The following is a 15,610-nucleotide window of genomic DNA, read 5'->3' as shown; positions in this document are numbered from 1 at the left end:
AGGCGCGCAAAACAAACGCCAGCCGTTCATTCCGTCGGAATCGCCAGCAGCGATTCCGCGAGCGGCCTGCGGCCGTTCGGCACCTCGCGTTCGCGCAGCGTGTCGTCCAGCGACGCCGCGTCCCCGCGGTAGCCGAGCGCGATGACCGCGTGCAGGGCGATCCGCTCCGGCGCGCGGAGCGCTTCGCGCGCTTTGGCCGCGTCGAACCCGCCGATGGCGCGGGTCGACAGGCCGAGCAGGTTCGCCTGCAGCGCCAGGATGCCCCAGGCGGCGCCGGCGTCGAACGCGTGCGCGCCGTTCGGGTTGCCGTTCTCCCGGAGCCGGTCGGAGGCGAGCAGCAGCAGCACCGGCGCCTTGTCGGTCCACAGCCGGTTGCCCGGCAAAATGAACGAGCGGAACACCTCGTGCTCCGCCTCGGCGCGGGCGACGTAGAAGCGCCACGGCTGCCCGTTGCCCGAGGACGGCGCCCAGCGGGCGGCCTCGAGGATCGTGTGCAGCGTCTCGTCCGACACCGGACGGTCCCTATACGCGCGCGGCGACCAGCGGTTCAGAATAAGCGGATGGACGGGATGGTCCGGCACCCGGTTCGCGGCCACCTCCGGGCTGTACGAACCGGCGGCGCCTTGCGCGGCGCCGTTCGGGCTATCGGACGTAATCGGGGTTGTCATTCTCTCTTGCTCCTCTCCATGTCGAAGCCTCTAAGCCTCTCAATTATAATCCACGTTCGCGACGCCCAAAAGTCATTCGAGCGCGAACGCCCGCCGCAAAAACGTGTCCGTCGCTTCGAACGCGAGATCCAGCTCGGGCGTCGTGCCCGCGTACGGATCGGCCGTCCCGAAGGCGTGATCCCCGCCGATCACCGGAACGAACGACTGCGCGGGCGCCGCCTTCTGCAGCTCCCGGTTCTGCGCCAGCAGCCGCTCGTGATCGCGGTCGCCTTGCACGACGAGCGCCGGGATCTTGAGCAGGCCGAACCGGCGGACGACCTGATAGCGGTGCGAATTGAGTTCCAGATCGTCCAGAATCGCCCGCTCCTTGGCCGACGGCGGCCCCCCGTCCGCGACGGCCGGGCGGACCGGACCGCCGCCGTTCCAGACGGCGACGGCGCGCACCTCGGGGTGCTCGGCGGCGAACAGGATCGCCGTGCCGCCGGCCCGGCTGTGGCCGAGCACGGCCAAGCGGCTGCGATCGGCCTCGACGCTCGACAACGGAAGCCGGCCTTCCAGCAGCATCGTAACGACCGCGTCCCAATCCGCCAGCTCGCGGGCAACCGTGCTCGCCCGCGCCTCCGCCTCCTCGCCGAGCGCCCGTGCGCCGATCCGCGCGAAATCGAAGCTCGCCACGTAGAAGCCGCGCTTCGCGAACCGGCCCGCGACGTCCGGCCAAAAGCCCCAGTCCTTATGGCCGCGGAAGCCGTGGCCCAGAATCAGGATCGGCTTCGCCGCGCCGTTTTCGATCGTCCTTACGTCTCCTTGCAGCGGTAGGCCGTCCTCGCCATCAATGCGAAACTTGACCGCCTCGAGCAACCCTTTTCCCATCCTCGCGCCCTCCTTAGCGATCGGCCCGCAGGATCCAGGCGTTCACGTCGAAATCCTTCGTCGCCAGCTTCTGCTGCACGAGGAAGTGTTTGGTCCCGTCGAGCAATTGGATGCCGTCGCCGGTGAACGGCGTATCCTTGATCGTGGACACCGGGCTAACCTGCTTGAACAGCTCCGGCGTCGTCTTCTGGATCTGCGCCGCGAGCTTGTAATACTCGTCTTCGTGCCGCTTCAGGTCCGCCAGCGCCTTGAGCCGGATTTCGTTCCACACCTTCGGGAAGTCCGGGAATTTCTTCAAATAATCCTCCGACACGACCGTGGCGCTCGTGCCGACGAGGTCCGGATGCGTCGAGGCATCGTCGAGGTGGATGTACCCCTGTTCGAGCTGCTTCAGCGCGTTCACGCCGCTGTTGGTCATCGCGTCCACCTCGCCGCGCGCCAGCGCCGCTTCCCCGTCCGGGCGGAGCATATGGACGAGCTTGTAGTGTTTCACGCCGGCCTGTTCGAGTAGCCCGACGACGTAGCGGTGCATGAACGAGCCCTTCTGGATCGCGATCGTCTTGCCCTCCAGCTCCTGTACGGTCATCGGCCCGTTCTTCTTGCCGATCAGGTAGCCGATGCTGTCCGTCGACGCCTGCGTGATCAGGCGCGTCTTCGCGCCGGTCGAGCGGGCGAGGATCGCCGGCGTGTCGCCGAGGCTGCCGAAGTCCAGCCGCCCGCTGATGAGCGATTCCGTCTGGTCCGGCCCGTTCGGAAAGCCGATCAGGTTGACCTTCGTAATGCCGTACTTCTTGAGTTCCTCCTGAATGAGGCCGGTATGGAAGCCCCAGCCTTCCGCGCCGGTCGGCAGGTTCAGGTCGTTCAGGCCGATGTAGCCGTAATTGAGCGTATCGGGAATGTTGCTTTTCGGCGCGCCGCCGGCATCCGCCGCAGCGCCGCTGCCGGCGTCGGCGGAAGACCCGCCGTCCGCCCCGGCTTTACCGCCGCCGCCGCCGTTGCCGCAGGCGGCAAGCAGCAGCACGAGCGAGGCGGCGACGAGCAGGGACAGCTTTCGGGAACCGGATAAAACCGCTGATGGTGTACGCATAAGGACTCTCCTCCGAATGAGCGATGGCTTGGCTTGCGGTAGCTAAGCGGTGCTAGAAGCTCGTCTTGACGGCGAGCTGGTACATGAAGGCGTGCTTGGACACGGGCGTCCGGCCCGGACCCCAGCCGACCTTCTCGCGATAGCCGCCGAGCTGGCCGGCGAGCTCGAGCTCCGCTTCGACGACGGCCGTCGGGCCTTCCGCGTCCGGGGCCACGTACAAGGCGTCGACCGGGCAATACAGCTCGCACATGAAGCAGGTTTGGCAGTCGTCCTTGCGGGCGATGACGGGAATGCCGTCCTCCGTCTTGTCGAACACGTTCGTCGGGCAGGCCGACACGCACTGGTTGCAGGCGATGCATCTCGTTTCGCTGACGATCTCGATCACAGCAGCGCCGCCTCCTTCCCGACCGGCTCCTCGCGGACCCACACGCGGTCCAGCCCGCCGCTTTGCAGCCGGTAATGCTGCGCCGCGTCCAGCTGCGGGAAGTCCTCCCGCTTGTGCATGCCGCGCGTTTCGGTGCGCCGCAGCGCCGTGTTGTACATCCAGCGCGCCGTCGCCGTCATCGCCGCGGCCTCGCGCGCCTTGACGCCCTCGGCCGTGCGGCCCGCCGAGCCGCCCCGGAGCTCGCGCCAGATGCCGTCCAGCCGCTCGATCGAGCCGCGCAGCCCCGCCTCCGTGCGGAACAGGTTGCGGTCGTACGGCATGACCTCGCCTTGCACGGCCCGCACGATGTCCGCCGACTTGGCCGCGGTCACGCTGCCCTGCCGGCCCGCGATGGCCGAGGAGGCCAGCCCCTTCACGATCCGCGAGGCGCGCTTCTCGCCGAGCGCGAGCGCGTGCCTGGCCGCGCCTTCGCCCGCGAACGTGCCCGAGGCCATCGCCCATGCCGCGTTATGGCTGCCGCCGCCGGTGAAGCCGCCGCAGATCAGCTGGCGCGTCGCCGCGTCGCCCGCGGCGTACAGGCCGGGAACGGCGGTCGCGCAGCTCTCGTCCGCGATATGGATGCCGCCCGTGCCGCGCACGGTGCCCTCCAGCCGCAGCGTGACGGGGAACCGGTCCTTGAACGGGTCGATGCCCATCCGGTCGAACGGCAGGAAGAAATTCGTCTGGCCGACCCGCAGCAGCGGCCGGATGTCCTCCGGCGCCTGGTCGAGCGACGCGTACACCTGGCGGCCCGCCATCAGGTTCCGGGCGATGACGGAGCGCCCGCGCTGCGAGCCCGCTCCTTCGACGACGGTGCCGTCCTCGTAATAGAAGCTCGCCCATTTGTAATAGGCCGTCTTCGTGACCGAGGAGAACGTCGGCGCGATCGCGTAAGCATTCGAGAATTCCATGCCCGTCAAGCTCGCGCCCGCTTCGGCGGCGAACAGATACCCGTCGCCCGTCAGCACGTTGCAGCCGAGCGCCTTGCTCAGGAACGCGCAGCCGCCGGTCGCGATGACGACCGCTCCCGCGCGCGCCGTCCATTCCTGGCCGGTCTGCGTGCGGACGCCCGCGGCGCCGCCGACGCCGTGATCGTCGGCCAGCAGCTCCAGCGCCGGACTGTGGTCGAGGATGCGAACGCCCGCGCGTTTCACGAGCTTGCGCATCAGCTTCATGTACTCCGGACCCTGCAGCCCGCGGCGGTACGGGTTGCCGCCGTCGTCGAGCGGGAACGGGAAGCCCCAGTCGCCGAGCTTGTTCATGTTCTCGTAGGTGCGGTCGAGCACCCGGTCCATCCAGCGGTTGTCGGCCAGAAAGCCGCCGAGCGTGAAGCGGCTTTCCTTCGCCTGCCGGCGCAGCTCCTCATCCGGTTTGACGTACCAGACGCCGGTGCCGGACGGCGCCGTCGCCCCGCTCGTGCCGCAGTAGCCTTTGTCCGCCAGCACGACCTTCGCGCCCGAGGACGCCGCCGTGATGGCCGCCCACGCGCCGGCCGGTCCCCCGCCGATCACCAGCACGTCCGTTTCCAGATCCAGTCGCGTTTGTTCCGCCACTCCCATGTTCATGACCTCCCGAATTTCGATTTTATTGCGGCGTCATGCCGCCGATTTAGCCTTGATAACCGTCCCGCCAATGCAGCCGCTTGCGCTCCAGCAGCCGGACGAGCGAGTCGGCCGCCTTGCCGACGGCCGCGAAGATCGCGATGCCGACGAAGATTTCGTCCGTGGTGGAATTTTGCTTGGCCGTGTTGATCAGAAACCCGATGCCGGATGTCGAGCCCAGCAGCTCCGCGACGACGAGGCCCAGCCACGACAGCGCGAGCGACAGCCGCACGCCGAGCAGGATGCCCGGCAGCGCCGCCGGCAGGACCAGCCGGAGCACCGTCGTCCGCGGTCCGAACCCGAGCACCCGCGCCACCTCGAACAGCCGGTTGTCCGCGCCGCGGATGCCCGCGAGCGTGTTCAGGTACATCGGGAAAAAGGCTCCGGTCGCGATGATGACGATCTTCGACGTCTCGCCGAAGCCGAACCATAGAATGACGAGCGGCGCGAGGGCCAGATGAGGCACCATGCGGAGCAGCTGGATGCTCGGGTCCACGAGATGCTCGGCCCGCCGGTAGAAGCCGGCGAGCAGGCCGACGGCGAAGCCCAGCCCGCCGCCCAGCAGGAACCCCGCCAACGCCCGCCACACGCTGACGCCGAAATGATGGCCGAGCCGGCCGTGCAGCGCCAGCTCCTTGAACGCGTCCAGAATCGCGACGGGCGTCGGCAGGAAGAACGGATCGATCCAGCCCGCGCTGCCCGCCAGCTGCCAAACGGCAAGCACGATGGCCGGCAGCGCGGCGCCGATCGCGAGGTCGTCGAACGACCGCCTGCGGACGGCCCGCCGTTTCGCCGCCGCGGGCCGCTTCGCCGCTTGGTCCTTCGCCGGCGCCGTTGCGGCGGGATTGGCCCGCAGCGCTTCGAGGTTTTTGCTCATGGCTTTCGCTCCTTTCAACCTTTGTAGCCGTCCTGCCAGCGCAGCGCCCGGCGCGCGAGCAGACGGACGAGCAGATCGGCCAGCAGGCCGACGGCGGCGAACGTGAGAATGCCGACGAACACGATCGGCGTCTGCGCGAACTGCCGCGCGTCCGACATCATGTAGCCGATGCCGGAGGTCGACGCGATCAGCTCCGCTACCACGAGGCCGAGCCACGCGACGCCGAGCGACAGCCGAACGCCGAGCAGGATGCCCGGCAGCGCGGCGGGAATGACGAGGCGGACGGTCCGCTTGAAGCGCGAGAAGCCGAGGACCCGCGCCACGTCGAACAGCTTGTCGTCCACGTTTCGGATGCCTAAGTACGTGTTGATGTAGAGCGGGAAGAACGCGCCTTTGGCGATGAGCAGCACCTTCGACTCCTCGCCGATCCCGAACCAGAGGACGAACAACGGGGCCACGGCGAGATGCGGCACCATCCGGATCATCTGGAACGACGGATCGAGCGCCTTCTCCGCCTTCCGCGACAGCCCGACCAGCAAGCCGAACAGCAGCCCCGGCCCGCCGCCGAGCAGGAAGCCCAGCCCGGCGCGCGCGAGGCTGATTCGCAGATGGCCCCACAGCTCGCCGGAGCGGATCAGCGACAGCAGCGCGTCCGCGATCGCGAGCGGCGTCGGGAACAGCAGCGTCGAGATGGCGCCCCGGTCGCCGAGCGTCTGCCACGCGGCCAGGAAGAGGATCGGCACGATCGCCCCCAGCGCGGCCCCCGCCGGCCTGCGCGGCAAGCCCTCGCGAGCGGTGCCGCGGACGGCCGGTTTGCTTTCGGATAATTCGCTCATGAACGCTCCTCCTCTCGGTCAGACGCCGGCCCGGTCGACGAATTCGGTCCGGTCGATCCGGCCGTACAGCTCGCTCAGCACGGCAAGCCGCAGCTCCTGGAACGAAGCGCTCGCCTGCTTGCGCGGGTAGGGCAGCCCGTTCGGGAAGATCGCCGCGATTTCGCCGGGCCGCGGCTTCAGCAGCACGATCCGGTTCGCCAGATAGACCGCCTCGTCGATGTCGTGGGTGACGAAAATCATCGTCGTCCTATTCCGCTGCCAGATGTCGAGCAGCACCTCCTGCATGTGCGACCGCGTGAACGCGTCGAGCGCGCCGAACGGCTCGTCGAGCAGCAGAATTCTCGGGCTGCGCAGCAGCGCCCGGGCGATCGCGACCCGCTGCGCCATCCCCCCGGACAGCTCGCGGGGGTACGCCTTCTCGAACCCCTGCAGCCGAACGAGCTCGATCAGCTCGCCGACGCGGCCGCGGACCGCGGGATCGCGAAGCGACAGATCCGCCGCGATGTTCCGCTCCACGTTCAGCCAGGGGAACAGCCGCGGCTCCTGGAAGATGAATCCTCTGTCGATGCCCGGCTTGGCGATTCGGGTCCCGCCCAGCTCGACGCTGCCGTCGTAGGCGGGATCGAGCCCCGCCACGATCTTGAGCAGCGTGCTCTTCCCGCAGCCGCTCGGTCCGATGACGGTGACGAACTCGCCCTCCCGCACGCGGAGGTTCAAGCCGCGAATCGCCTCCACGCCGCCCTTGCCCGTGTGGAACGTTTTGTTCAAATTGCGGATGTCCAGCAGCGTTCCGCCGCTCATTCCGACCAGCCCCTTTCTTCGCGGATGTCGGCCCGACAAACGAAAACGGAGACATTCTCCGGTTCGGGAACGTCTCCGTCGGTACGGACGACATCGGGCATCGACGCAAAAAGGAGACTTCCCGGATGCGGCGCATCCGAAAAGTCTCCACCTGTGCGGTCGACCTTTATCCTATTATTCCAAGCAACTTACTTGAAATTAAACACAATTTACCACCGCGGTTACGGTTTGTCAATGCCTCGCGTCAACTTTTGCTTTCAGCACCTCGCGCGGCTCCCTGCCCGAGGTGCGCCGGCGCTTGACGGCTGTCAGCCTCATGCGTCCGGCGCCCCGAACCCCTCGCGCCACGATCCGAACCGCGGCGCCCAGCCGTGCCGCAGCGCCTTGGCGTTCGACGCGCCGCGCTCGCCGCGCGCGCTTCCCGGCTCGTGCGCCGGCGCCGGCGCCTCCGCCGCCGCCGCGAAGAACGGCAGCCACGCCGTGCCCGGCGCCGGCTCGCGGTCGGCGATATTGTACGCGCCGGCCGGCCAATGCAGCGCCAGCACGGCGGCGCGGGCGGCGTCCCGGACGTGCACGAACGAGCTCACGCCGTCCGTCGCCTTCAGCCCGCCTTGCCGCGCCTGCTCCGCCATCAGGCCGTCCGGCGCGTACCACGTGCCCGGGCCGTAAAACAGCCCGTACCGGAGGATGACCGCCTCCGGCAGCGCCGCGGCCGCGCGTTCCATCGCCGCGATGCCGGCGACCGTCGTCCGCCGCGGCTCCGGCGCATCCAGATCGAGCGGCTCCTCTTCCTCCGCCGGCCCTTCGCCCGGCGCGTACGCCCACGAGATGCTCTGCACGACCATGCGCCGCACGCCGGCGGCAAGCGCCGCGTCCGCGAGATGGCGCGTGCCTTCCCGGCGGACGCGGGCGTTGGCCGCGAAATCGCGCGTCCCGAGCGCCGTCAGCTGATGCATGATCGCATCCGGCTTCGCGTCGCGCACCGCCCGGAACAGCGCGTCGCGGTCGAACGCGTCCGCGACGACGGCGTCCGCTCCCTGCTCGGCCAGCGCCGAGGCGGCGTTCGGATCGCGGATCAGCCCGACCGTTTCGTGGCCGGCCGCGACGAGCATCGGCACGAGCTGGCGACCGATCGCGCCGGTTGCGCCCGCTACGAGAATTTTCATGTGACATCGACCTCCTTGGATGTTGAAGCGGGTTTACGGGACGTTCCCGCCCGCACGTGAACCCCGAACGTGCCGCCGACGATCAGCAGCGCGCCGATCGCGTGGTAATAACCGAGCCGGTCGTGCTCGATCGCGACGCCGGCGGCGATCGAGACGAGCGTGCCGAGGTTGACGAACAGGCTCATCTTGTACGCCTCGATCCGCGCCAGCAGCCGGTTCGACAGCAGCGACGAGACGACCGACGACAGCAGCGAGATATAAAGCAGCGCGGCGACGAATTCGCCGTGCGCGAGCGGCCCGAACATGCCGCCGAGCGTCCCAGCCGACGCGTGCCGGACGACCGCCGCTGCGCCGAAGCAGACGAAGCCCGACGCCATCATGACGAAGCTCAGCTGGTAGGCCGTGAATCGGCCGCGCAATCCGCGGACCAGCACGCCGTAGAGCGACAGCGCGAAGGTCGACGCGAGCAGCAAGCCCGCGCCGGCCGCGCTCACGCCCCGGACAGACGCCCCGCCCATGGCGAGGATGTAGACGACGCCGGCGACGGAGCACAGCACGGCCAGCTTTTGCGCCGCGGTCGTGCGCTCCCGAAGCAGCAGCGCCGCCAAAATCAGCGTGAACACCGGCGACGACGCTTGAATAATGCCCGCTTCCGACGAGGTCGCGTACGTCAGTCCGTACGCCTGAAAGCCGAAGAACAGCGTCGGGTACAACAGCCCGACCGGCACGATCCGCGCCCAATCGGCGGCGCGCATGCCGAGCTTGACCGTGCCCGCCAGGACGGGAACCGCCATCGCGAGCAGCGACAGCGCGAACCGGAACGCCATCGTGTCGATCGGATCCGCGTACGCGATCGCCCGTTTCGTCCAAAGAAATGAAAATCCGATAATCAGCGCGTATAATAAAGCCATCGCATAGATCGATCGCTGTCGGCTCATGCCTTTCCCCCCTCGAACGCCTCGTGAAAGCCGGCCGGCCATGCGTCAAGTGTAGGGGACGGCACGGCCGCGTTCAAGGCAAGAATACCCGAACTGTACCGGTACACTATCTGCATAAAGGAGCGCATGCTCATGCGAACGTACGCCAAAATCATGCAAGACCTCGAAACGCGGATGGCCGACGGCACGATCCGCGGCGGTCAGAAGCTGCCGTCCATCCGGGAGGCGGCCGAACGGTTCGGCTGCAGCAAAAGCACGGTCATCCGGGCATACGCCGAGCTCGAGAAGCGCCATCTCGCGTACGCCGTTCCCCAGAGCGGCTATTACGCCGTGGTGAAGCGGCCGGACGCCGGGCGCGAATCGGGCCGCGGCCTGCTGGATTTCTCGGCGCCCTCCCCGGATCCCGCGCTGTTCCCGTATCTCGACTTCCAGCACTGCCTGAACAAAGCCATCGACATGTACCGCAGCGAGCTGTTCGCCTACGGCACGCCGCAAGGACTGCCGTCGCTCATCCAGGCGCTCGTCAAGCATTTGGCCGGCAGCCAGGTGTTCGCGTCGCCGGATCGGCTCGTGATTACGTCCGGACTGCAGCAGGCGCTGTCCATCTTAGCGGCGATGCCCTTTCCGGGCGGCCGCCGGACGGTCCTGATCGAGCAGCCGACGTACCATAACATGATTCAGCTGCTGGAAACGCTGGGCATCCCGGCGCAAGCCATCGCCCGGACGGAACGCGGCATCGATCTGGACGAGCTGGAGCGGCTGTTCCGGACGGGAGACGTCAAGCTGTTTTACACCATCCCCCGTTTCCACAACCCGCTCGGCACCTCGTATACGGAGGACGCGAAGCGCGCCATCGCCGCGCTGGCCGAGCGGTACGGCGTCTACGTGGCCGAGGACGATTACCTGGTCGACCTCGTGACCGACGCGAAGTCGGATCCGATTCACGCCTACAATTCCGCGCGCGTGATCTATCTGCGGAGCTTCTCGAAAATCGTGTTCCCCGGCCTGCGGCTCGGCGCCGCCGTCCTGCCGCCCGAGCTCCGGGACGCGTTCTGCGCGCACAAGCGGCTCGCCGATATCGACAGCTCCATGCTGTCGCAGGCCGCGCTCCAACTCTACGTGCAAAACGGCATGTTCGAACGGCGCCGGCAGCAGATCGTCGCCTCCTACGCCCGGCGGATGGAGCGATTGAGCCGGGCGCTCGACGCCTATAACGACATGGACGACGTCCGCCATCCGCACGTCCGCGCCGGCGTGCATACGCATCTGATGCTGCCGGACGGCCTCCGCATGCCGACGCTGCTGAGCCGGCTGGAGCGAAGGCAGCTCGCGCTGCAGGACTTCTCGACGAATTACTTGACGGGCGCCCACGTGCCGAACCGGCTGAAGCTGAGCATCACGCGGGTGGACGAGGATCGGATCGACGACGGCGTGCGGATCCTGATGGAGGAGATTCGGCGGATGCGGCGGTGAGGCGAGGCGGCGAAAAGGTAACCGGGGCGCGCGTAAGACGGCGCGAGATGACGCGGTTACCCTCATGCTGATTTGTACGAGGCGGTACCCCTGCTGAATGATGATTGAGCGGACACATGAGCCGCTATTCAGCCAAATTCATCGATTATCAGCGATTCGCGGACACAGGGGCGCTTATTGGCCTCGAATATATGTAAAACGGCCGCTTTATGTCCGATCCATGCGTCGTGGCCGATGGTAACCGGATGCGCGCGCCGCCAGTCGAAGAACGCCGCGTCGTCCGTCTCGTCGAAGCCGTAGGCGACCCTGCGGTACGTTCGCATGGTGCAGGGTGACGCGCCACATGGGATGATTGCCCGGATTTTTGCAGACATGCGAAGCGATATTGCAGAACTTTCCGATGGCGGCATAGTGAATGATCGCTTCGTCGACGCAGTAGCTGTAGTCGTCCATCGTGCTTTCCATGATGCGGCTTCTCGCGCCGACGGCCGTCCATTCGCCCAGCCGGCTGCGCTGCACGACCGCCGTCTCGTCGATGTTCGGCTCCCGGTTCAATTGCCCGCGCCGCCGCGATTCCTGATGGACATACGTTAACGCCATGCTTGTTTCTCTCCCTCCTTATCGTTCTAGTTCAAGCTTATCTTGTCGATATGTAGCGCGGGTTAAGGTTTGTTAAGTTCGTGTAATGCCCGTGAAAAGCCGCGCCGGCCCACGGGGCCGGCCGTTCGGGCCGGAAACGCCGCGCCTCCGGGGGGCGCGGCGGACGGAACGGCAAAAAACGCGGCCGTTTACGTTTTCGTAAACGGCCGCGTTTTGGGGCGGATTGGCGCCGGGGCAAGCGGCTGCCCGAAGCGAGCATCGGCGCGGCGCCGGGCGCCGGGCGAGCGCGCCGGGCGATGCGCCGGCGCTTGGGCGCGAGACTTAGCGCCGGGCAGCGTGGCGGCGCTTGGGGCTCGAGGCTTGGTGCCGGGAAGCGCGTTGCCGCGCGCGCGGCGCCCGGCAATCCGCAAAGGCGCCCCCGCGGCTAGGCGGCGATGCCTGAAAGCGAAGCCGGCCCGCTTGGCGCCGGACGGAGCGACACCTCGGCGCCCGGCTCGGCGCCGGGCCGCGCGCGCCGTTCATCGCCCCGGCCGCGGGCGCTATCCCTTCAGCCGATAGCTGACGAACGCGAGCTTCCGGCTGTCCGGCGACCATGAATTGACGTTGATCGTCCCCTGTCCGCCGAAGAGCGCCGCCAGCGTCCGAAACGCGCCGCCTTCGCTCGGCATAAGCCGGAGCTCGACCTGCTTGTTCGCCGGATGGTCGTTCGGCGCGACGTCGCCTTTGCGGTAGACGAGATAGGCGACGGCGCGTCCGTCCGGCGACGCGTGCGGAAACCAGGCGTTGCTTTCGTCGAAGGTCATCTGCGTCGGGTCGCCGCCGTCCGCGTTCATGCGCCACACCTGCATCAGCCCGCTGCGCGTCGAGTTGAACCAGATGTGCCGCCCGTCCGGGGAGTACTCCGGACCGTCGTCCAGCCCCGGCGTATCGGTCAGCCGCGTCTCGACGCCGCCTTCCGCCGGAATGGCGTAAATGTCGTATTGCCCGTTCCGCTCGGCGCAATACGCGAGCGTGCTGCCGTCCGGCGACCAGCCGTGCAGATAGCTCGGCGCCATCGGCGTAATCAGCGTCGGCCGCCCGCCGGCTAGCGGAAGGACGTAGATGCGCGACTGGCCGTCCTCCCGCGTGTGATGGCTGACCGCGACGCGCGCGTTGTCCGGCGAGAGCACGTGGTCGTTGTTGCAGCGGTTCGCGAAGCCGGAATCGATGGCGGAGGACTCGCGCGTCGCCAGGTCGAACGCGTGAAGCAGGCCGCCGCTGTTATAGATGAGCCGCGCGCCGTCGCGCGTCCAGTTCGGCGCCTCGATCAGCTCGTCGAACTCGGCGAGCGTCGTCCGTTCGCCGGTCTCCGCGTCGATCGTCTCCAAGACGCTGACGACGCCGCGGTCCTCCGGCCGGGGCATTTCCCGTATCGTATCCATGCGTTCCCCTTCCTTTTGGCGGGAAGATTTCGCGCAAGCGCTCTCAAGCGCGCGCGTTCGCGTGCGCGACCTGCGCGGTCCCGCCTGTACTGCCCATTATGCGCGTTTCCGGACAAGGTGGCAACGGCTGCAGCGGCGGAAGGTAACCGCATCACCCTCTTGCCTTATTTCCGCCCGCTTCGCCCACTATGTAGGTTATCTACTCACCTTCTTGCACTAAAACCGCGTGCTCACTCCACCACGCAGGTTATCTAGTCATCCTCTTGCCCTATTTCCGCTCGCTTCCCCCACTATGCAGGTCACCTGCTCACCTTTGCCCCCGTTCGCCGCCCGGCCCACTCCGACGACCGACTCTCCGCAAAAAAAAAACGGGACCCCGCCCCCGGACTGCTCCGGCAGCGGCTTCCCGCTTCCAACCCGCACGCGCGCTCACGCCTGCAGGAAGTTGCCCCAATTCGTATCCAGCACTTCCGCCTCGTGCATGCTGATCTGGAATTGCAGCTTGCTCAGCTGCTGCCGGCCGATGTTGCCCTGCCGGTATTCCTCCTGCAGCGCCTCGCGCTCCGCCTGCAGCGAGAGCATCCGCAGCGTCTGTACCTGCTCCTCGTGGATCTCCGCCGGCTCCGGCGCGGCGAGCTTGTTGTTCAGCATGTTGATCATTTGGCGGTAATGGCCGCACACGCGGTTGACGGTGGAATCCTCGCACGTCTCGTTGACCTGCAGCTTATCCAGCGCGTACGCCGCGGTCGCGATGCGCAGCCGGATGAACGACTTGCGATCGGCCGCCTTCAGGCTGTCGTACATGCGCCGCTTGGCAGGCTGGACCGCCGTCAGCACCTTGTTCACGAGCGCGTACAGCAGCAGGTAGAAAATATGGAACCGGTTCGAGACGACGAGCTCGATCCGGCGGAAAATATTTTGCAGCACGACCGCTTCCTCCGGCTCGATCTCCCCCTTCTCCCGCAGCAGATGCACGCACCGGCGCTCTTCGGCGATGCCGAGCTGGCGCAGGAACAGCTCCTCCGAGCGCGCCTTGCGGGACAGCATCTCGTACGTGGTCCGCTTGACGTCCGACAGCCGCTGGTCGTTGTCCGCGATCACGATCGCCGCCGAATGGGTATTGTCGTCGTCGATGGCGAGGCGCACGGCCTGGTTGGCCGCCTTGATCGCGGCGATTTGCGCCCGGAGCTCCTTTTCGCGGGCGTTCGACGCTTCGTTCTTCGGCGACGATTCCGCCAGAAGCGGCAGCATGACGCTCGCGATGAGGAGCGAGACCAAAATGACGCCGGCGGCGAGGAAGATCATGAGATCGCGCTGCGGGAAGGGTTCGCCGCTGCCGACCATGAACGGAATCGTAAACGCGCCCGCAAGCGTGATCGCGCCGCGGATGCCGGACAGCGACGTCAGCCCGATCCCGCGCCAGTCGTAGTTTCTGCTCGCGCCGGGCTTGGTCAGCCGCTCCGACAGGGTCAGCCAGACGAAGCGCAGCGCGATGAGCAGCAGGTAAATGGCGAGCACGTACCCGACGACTTTGAAATTGTCGTATGCCCGGTTGCTGAAGATGCTGGTCGCGATCGCCGGAATTTGCAAGCCGAGCAGCACGAAGACGAGTCCGTTCATGATGAAGAGAATGATGTTCCACGTGATCTCCGACACGAATTTCTGTTCGATCGTCGTGAAGCCGGAACGGTCCTGCTCGATCGCGTGCAGAATGCCGCCGGCGACGGCCGCCAAGATGCCGGACACGCCCACATGCTCCGCCGCGTAATACAGGATGAACGGCGTGACGATCTGGATGAGCACGTGCACGGACGCGTCCTCGATGCCGAACCGGCGCAGCGCCATGCGCCCCCAAATGATCACGAGCGCCAGCACGGCGCCGACAAGCAGTCCGCCGACGGCGATGACGACGAAGCTCCAGGACGCCTGCCAAATCGAAAACACGCCCGTGACCGCGGCGCCGATGGCGAACTTGAACGCGACGAGGCCGGAAGCGTCGTTCATGAGCGACTCGCCCTCGAGCACCCGGTGAATGTTCGCCGGCAGCTTGACCCGCGAGGCGATGGCGGAGACGGCGACCGCGTCCGTCGGGGACAGGATCGCGGCCAGCGCGAACGCCGCCGACAGCGGGATGGCCGGAATCAGGGCGTGGATAAAGTACCCGCCCGCGACGACGGTCAGGAGCACGAGGCCGACGGCCAAGAGCACGATCGGCAGCCTCAGCGCCCACAGCTCGTCCCGCGGCGTCCGCCGGCCGTCGTTGAACAGCAGCGGCGCGATGAAGAGCAGGAAGAACAGCTCCGGCTCCAAGGAGACGTGGATATGCCAAGGCAGATAGACCACCAGCGCCCCGAGGCCGATCTGAATGATCGGCAGCGGAATGAACGGCAGCGACCGCTGCGCCACCTGGGAGACGGCGAGCATCAGCAGCAGGACGAGGACGATTTCGAATAATTCCATGGGTTTTTCACTCCGGCGTTCAATAGGATTTCGCGGGTGCTAGCTTCTTCCAGACGGCCCGCCCCGTCTTCAGGATACCCCGTTCGCGGCCGGTCAAAACTCCGCTTGCGGCGCTTGGGACGGATCCCGATGCGGCGGCGGGTTCCGGCAGGAGGTCGGGGATTCGCTTCCAAAAGCATACGTCAGCGGCGGCGGCAATCGCAAGTACCGGCGCGATCGGCCGACGGGAAACGCAGCTGCTCCGCGCAGGCGCAGGCTTCCTGCCCGAACGGCAAAAAGCCGCCCGAAGCGGGACGGCTGTTCGCATTCCTATCATGAGGCGTTCTATGCAAAAAGGCGGCTTCGCGAAGGCGGCTTCGCGCGGATGCGCGCTTCTCCGTTTCCCGTC

Annotated in this window: 14 protein-coding genes; 1 reads left to right on the top strand and 13 read right to left on the bottom strand. The window is 67.1% G+C overall.

Annotated features, from left to right (window positions below; all coding sequences use genetic code 11):
* Positions 1–26: 26 nt before the first annotated feature.
* The 10 genes from BMZ79_RS12090 to BMZ79_RS12045 form a co-directional block, all read right to left on the bottom strand.
* Entirely contained in the window at positions 27–668 is a 642-nt protein-coding gene (locus BMZ79_RS12090; protein ID WP_090640411.1) for a nitroreductase family protein, read from the bottom strand.
* A gap of 72 nt (positions 669–740) precedes the next feature.
* Entirely contained in the window at positions 741–1,538 is a 798-nt protein-coding gene (locus BMZ79_RS12085) for an alpha/beta hydrolase (RefSeq protein ID WP_090640408.1), read from the bottom strand.
* A gap of 13 nt (positions 1,539–1,551) precedes the next feature.
* A complete protein-coding gene (locus tag BMZ79_RS12080) occupies positions 1,552–2,625 on the bottom strand; it encodes an ABC transporter substrate-binding protein (RefSeq protein ID WP_090640405.1) in 1,074 nt (357 codons plus the stop codon).
* 52 nt (positions 2,626–2,677) lie between these two features.
* Positions 2,678–3,010, bottom strand: a complete 333-nt coding sequence (locus BMZ79_RS12075) for a 4Fe-4S dicluster domain-containing protein (RefSeq protein WP_090640403.1) — start codon at positions 3,008–3,010, stop codon at positions 2,678–2,680.
* On the bottom strand, positions 3,007–4,614 hold the full coding sequence (locus BMZ79_RS12070; RefSeq protein ID WP_090640400.1) for an FAD-dependent oxidoreductase: 1,608 nt from the start codon (positions 4,612–4,614) through the stop codon (positions 3,007–3,009). Before BMZ79_RS12070 ends, BMZ79_RS12075 begins: the two co-directional genes overlap by 4 nt.
* Positions 4,615–4,657: 43 nt before the next feature.
* A complete protein-coding gene (locus tag BMZ79_RS12065; protein ID WP_090640398.1) occupies positions 4,658–5,527 on the bottom strand; it encodes an ABC transporter permease in 870 nt (289 codons plus the stop codon).
* A gap of 14 nt (positions 5,528–5,541) precedes the next feature.
* Positions 5,542–6,363, bottom strand: coding sequence for an ABC transporter permease (locus tag BMZ79_RS12060; protein ID WP_090640395.1), 822 nt, complete (start codon positions 6,361–6,363; stop codon positions 5,542–5,544).
* A gap of 18 nt (positions 6,364–6,381) precedes the next feature.
* Positions 6,382–7,164: an ABC transporter ATP-binding protein gene (locus BMZ79_RS12055; protein ID WP_090640393.1), complete on the bottom strand. Its 783-nt coding sequence runs from the start codon at positions 7,162–7,164 to the stop codon at positions 6,382–6,384.
* A 314-nt stretch (positions 7,165–7,478) separates the two neighbouring features.
* Positions 7,479–8,330 carry an NAD-dependent epimerase/dehydratase family protein gene (locus tag BMZ79_RS12050; protein WP_090640390.1) on the bottom strand — a complete coding sequence of 284 codons (852 nt, stop codon included), beginning with the start codon at positions 8,328–8,330 and terminating at the stop codon, positions 7,479–7,481.
* Positions 8,327–9,268: a DMT family transporter gene (locus BMZ79_RS12045; protein WP_177222115.1), complete on the bottom strand. Its 942-nt coding sequence runs from the start codon at positions 9,266–9,268 to the stop codon at positions 8,327–8,329. The genes BMZ79_RS12050 and BMZ79_RS12045 overlap by 4 nt, the downstream gene beginning before the upstream one ends.
* A 132-nt stretch (positions 9,269–9,400) precedes the next feature.
* Between BMZ79_RS12045 and BMZ79_RS12040 the strand changes: the two genes are divergently transcribed.
* A complete protein-coding gene (locus tag BMZ79_RS12040; RefSeq protein WP_090640385.1) occupies positions 9,401–10,741 on the top strand; it encodes an aminotransferase-like domain-containing protein in 1,341 nt (446 codons plus the stop codon).
* Positions 10,742–10,948: 207 nt separating this feature from the next.
* Here the strand turns inward: BMZ79_RS12040 and BMZ79_RS12035 are convergent, their stop codons facing one another.
* From BMZ79_RS12035 to BMZ79_RS12025, 3 genes are all read right to left on the bottom strand, one after another.
* Positions 10,949–11,341, bottom strand: a complete 393-nt coding sequence (locus tag BMZ79_RS12035) for an LbetaH domain-containing protein (RefSeq protein WP_090640382.1) — start codon at positions 11,339–11,341, stop codon at positions 10,949–10,951.
* A 539-nt stretch (positions 11,342–11,880) separates the two neighbouring features.
* Positions 11,881–12,762 carry a TolB family protein gene (locus BMZ79_RS12030; RefSeq protein ID WP_090640380.1) on the bottom strand — a complete coding sequence of 294 codons (882 nt, stop codon included), beginning with the start codon at positions 12,760–12,762 and terminating at the stop codon, positions 11,881–11,883.
* Positions 12,763–13,191: 429 nt separating this feature from the next.
* Positions 13,192–15,222: a Na+/H+ antiporter gene (locus tag BMZ79_RS12025; RefSeq protein WP_090640378.1), complete on the bottom strand. Its 2,031-nt coding sequence runs from the start codon at positions 15,220–15,222 to the stop codon at positions 13,192–13,194.
* Positions 15,223–15,610 lie beyond the last annotated feature (388 nt).

It is taken from the genome of Paenibacillus sp. UNC496MF, from assembly GCF_900113915.1.
Taxonomy (GTDB): Bacteria; Bacillota; Bacilli; order Paenibacillales; family Paenibacillaceae; genus Paenibacillus_Z; species Paenibacillus_Z artemisiicola.
Note: the sequence above shows the minus strand (reverse complement) of the source record. Positions and strands in the feature narration are given on the sequence as shown.

What these genes read in the sequence shown, in the direction of transcription:
- BMZ79_RS12090 (WP_090640411.1), bottom strand. Translation starts at nt 668, where the DNA reads ATGACAACCCCGATTACGTCCGATAGCCCGAACGGCGCCGCGCAAGGC.
- BMZ79_RS12055 (WP_090640393.1), bottom strand. Translation starts at nt 7,164, where the DNA reads ATGAGCGGCGGAACGCTGCTGGACATCCGCAATTTGAACAAAACGTTC.
- BMZ79_RS12045 (WP_177222115.1), bottom strand. Translation starts at nt 9,268, where the DNA reads ATGAGCCGACAGCGATCGATCTATGCGATGGCTTTATTATACGCGCTG.
- BMZ79_RS12050 (WP_090640390.1), bottom strand. Translation starts at nt 8,330, where the DNA reads ATGAAAATTCTCGTAGCGGGCGCAACCGGCGCGATCGGTCGCCAGCTC.
- BMZ79_RS12085 (WP_090640408.1), bottom strand. Translation starts at nt 1,538, where the DNA reads ATGGGAAAAGGGTTGCTCGAGGCGGTCAAGTTTCGCATTGATGGCGAG.
- BMZ79_RS12040 (WP_090640385.1), top strand. Translation starts at nt 9,401, where the DNA reads ATGCGAACGTACGCCAAAATCATGCAAGACCTCGAAACGCGGATGGCC.
- BMZ79_RS12065 (WP_090640398.1), bottom strand. Translation starts at nt 5,527, where the DNA reads ATGAGCAAAAACCTCGAAGCGCTGCGGGCCAATCCCGCCGCAACGGCG.
- BMZ79_RS12025 (WP_090640378.1), bottom strand. Translation starts at nt 15,222, where the DNA reads ATGGAATTATTCGAAATCGTCCTCGTCCTGCTGCTGATGCTCGCCGTC.
- BMZ79_RS12035 (WP_090640382.1), bottom strand. Translation starts at nt 11,341, where the DNA reads ATGGCGTTAACGTATGTCCATCAGGAATCGCGGCGGCGCGGGCAATTG.
- BMZ79_RS12080 (WP_090640405.1), bottom strand. Translation starts at nt 2,625, where the DNA reads ATGCGTACACCATCAGCGGTTTTATCCGGTTCCCGAAAGCTGTCCCTG.
- BMZ79_RS12070 (WP_090640400.1), bottom strand. Translation starts at nt 4,614, where the DNA reads ATGAACATGGGAGTGGCGGAACAAACGCGACTGGATCTGGAAACGGAC.
- BMZ79_RS12030 (WP_090640380.1), bottom strand. Translation starts at nt 12,762, where the DNA reads ATGGATACGATACGGGAAATGCCCCGGCCGGAGGACCGCGGCGTCGTC.
- BMZ79_RS12060 (WP_090640395.1), bottom strand. Translation starts at nt 6,363, where the DNA reads ATGAGCGAATTATCCGAAAGCAAACCGGCCGTCCGCGGCACCGCTCGC.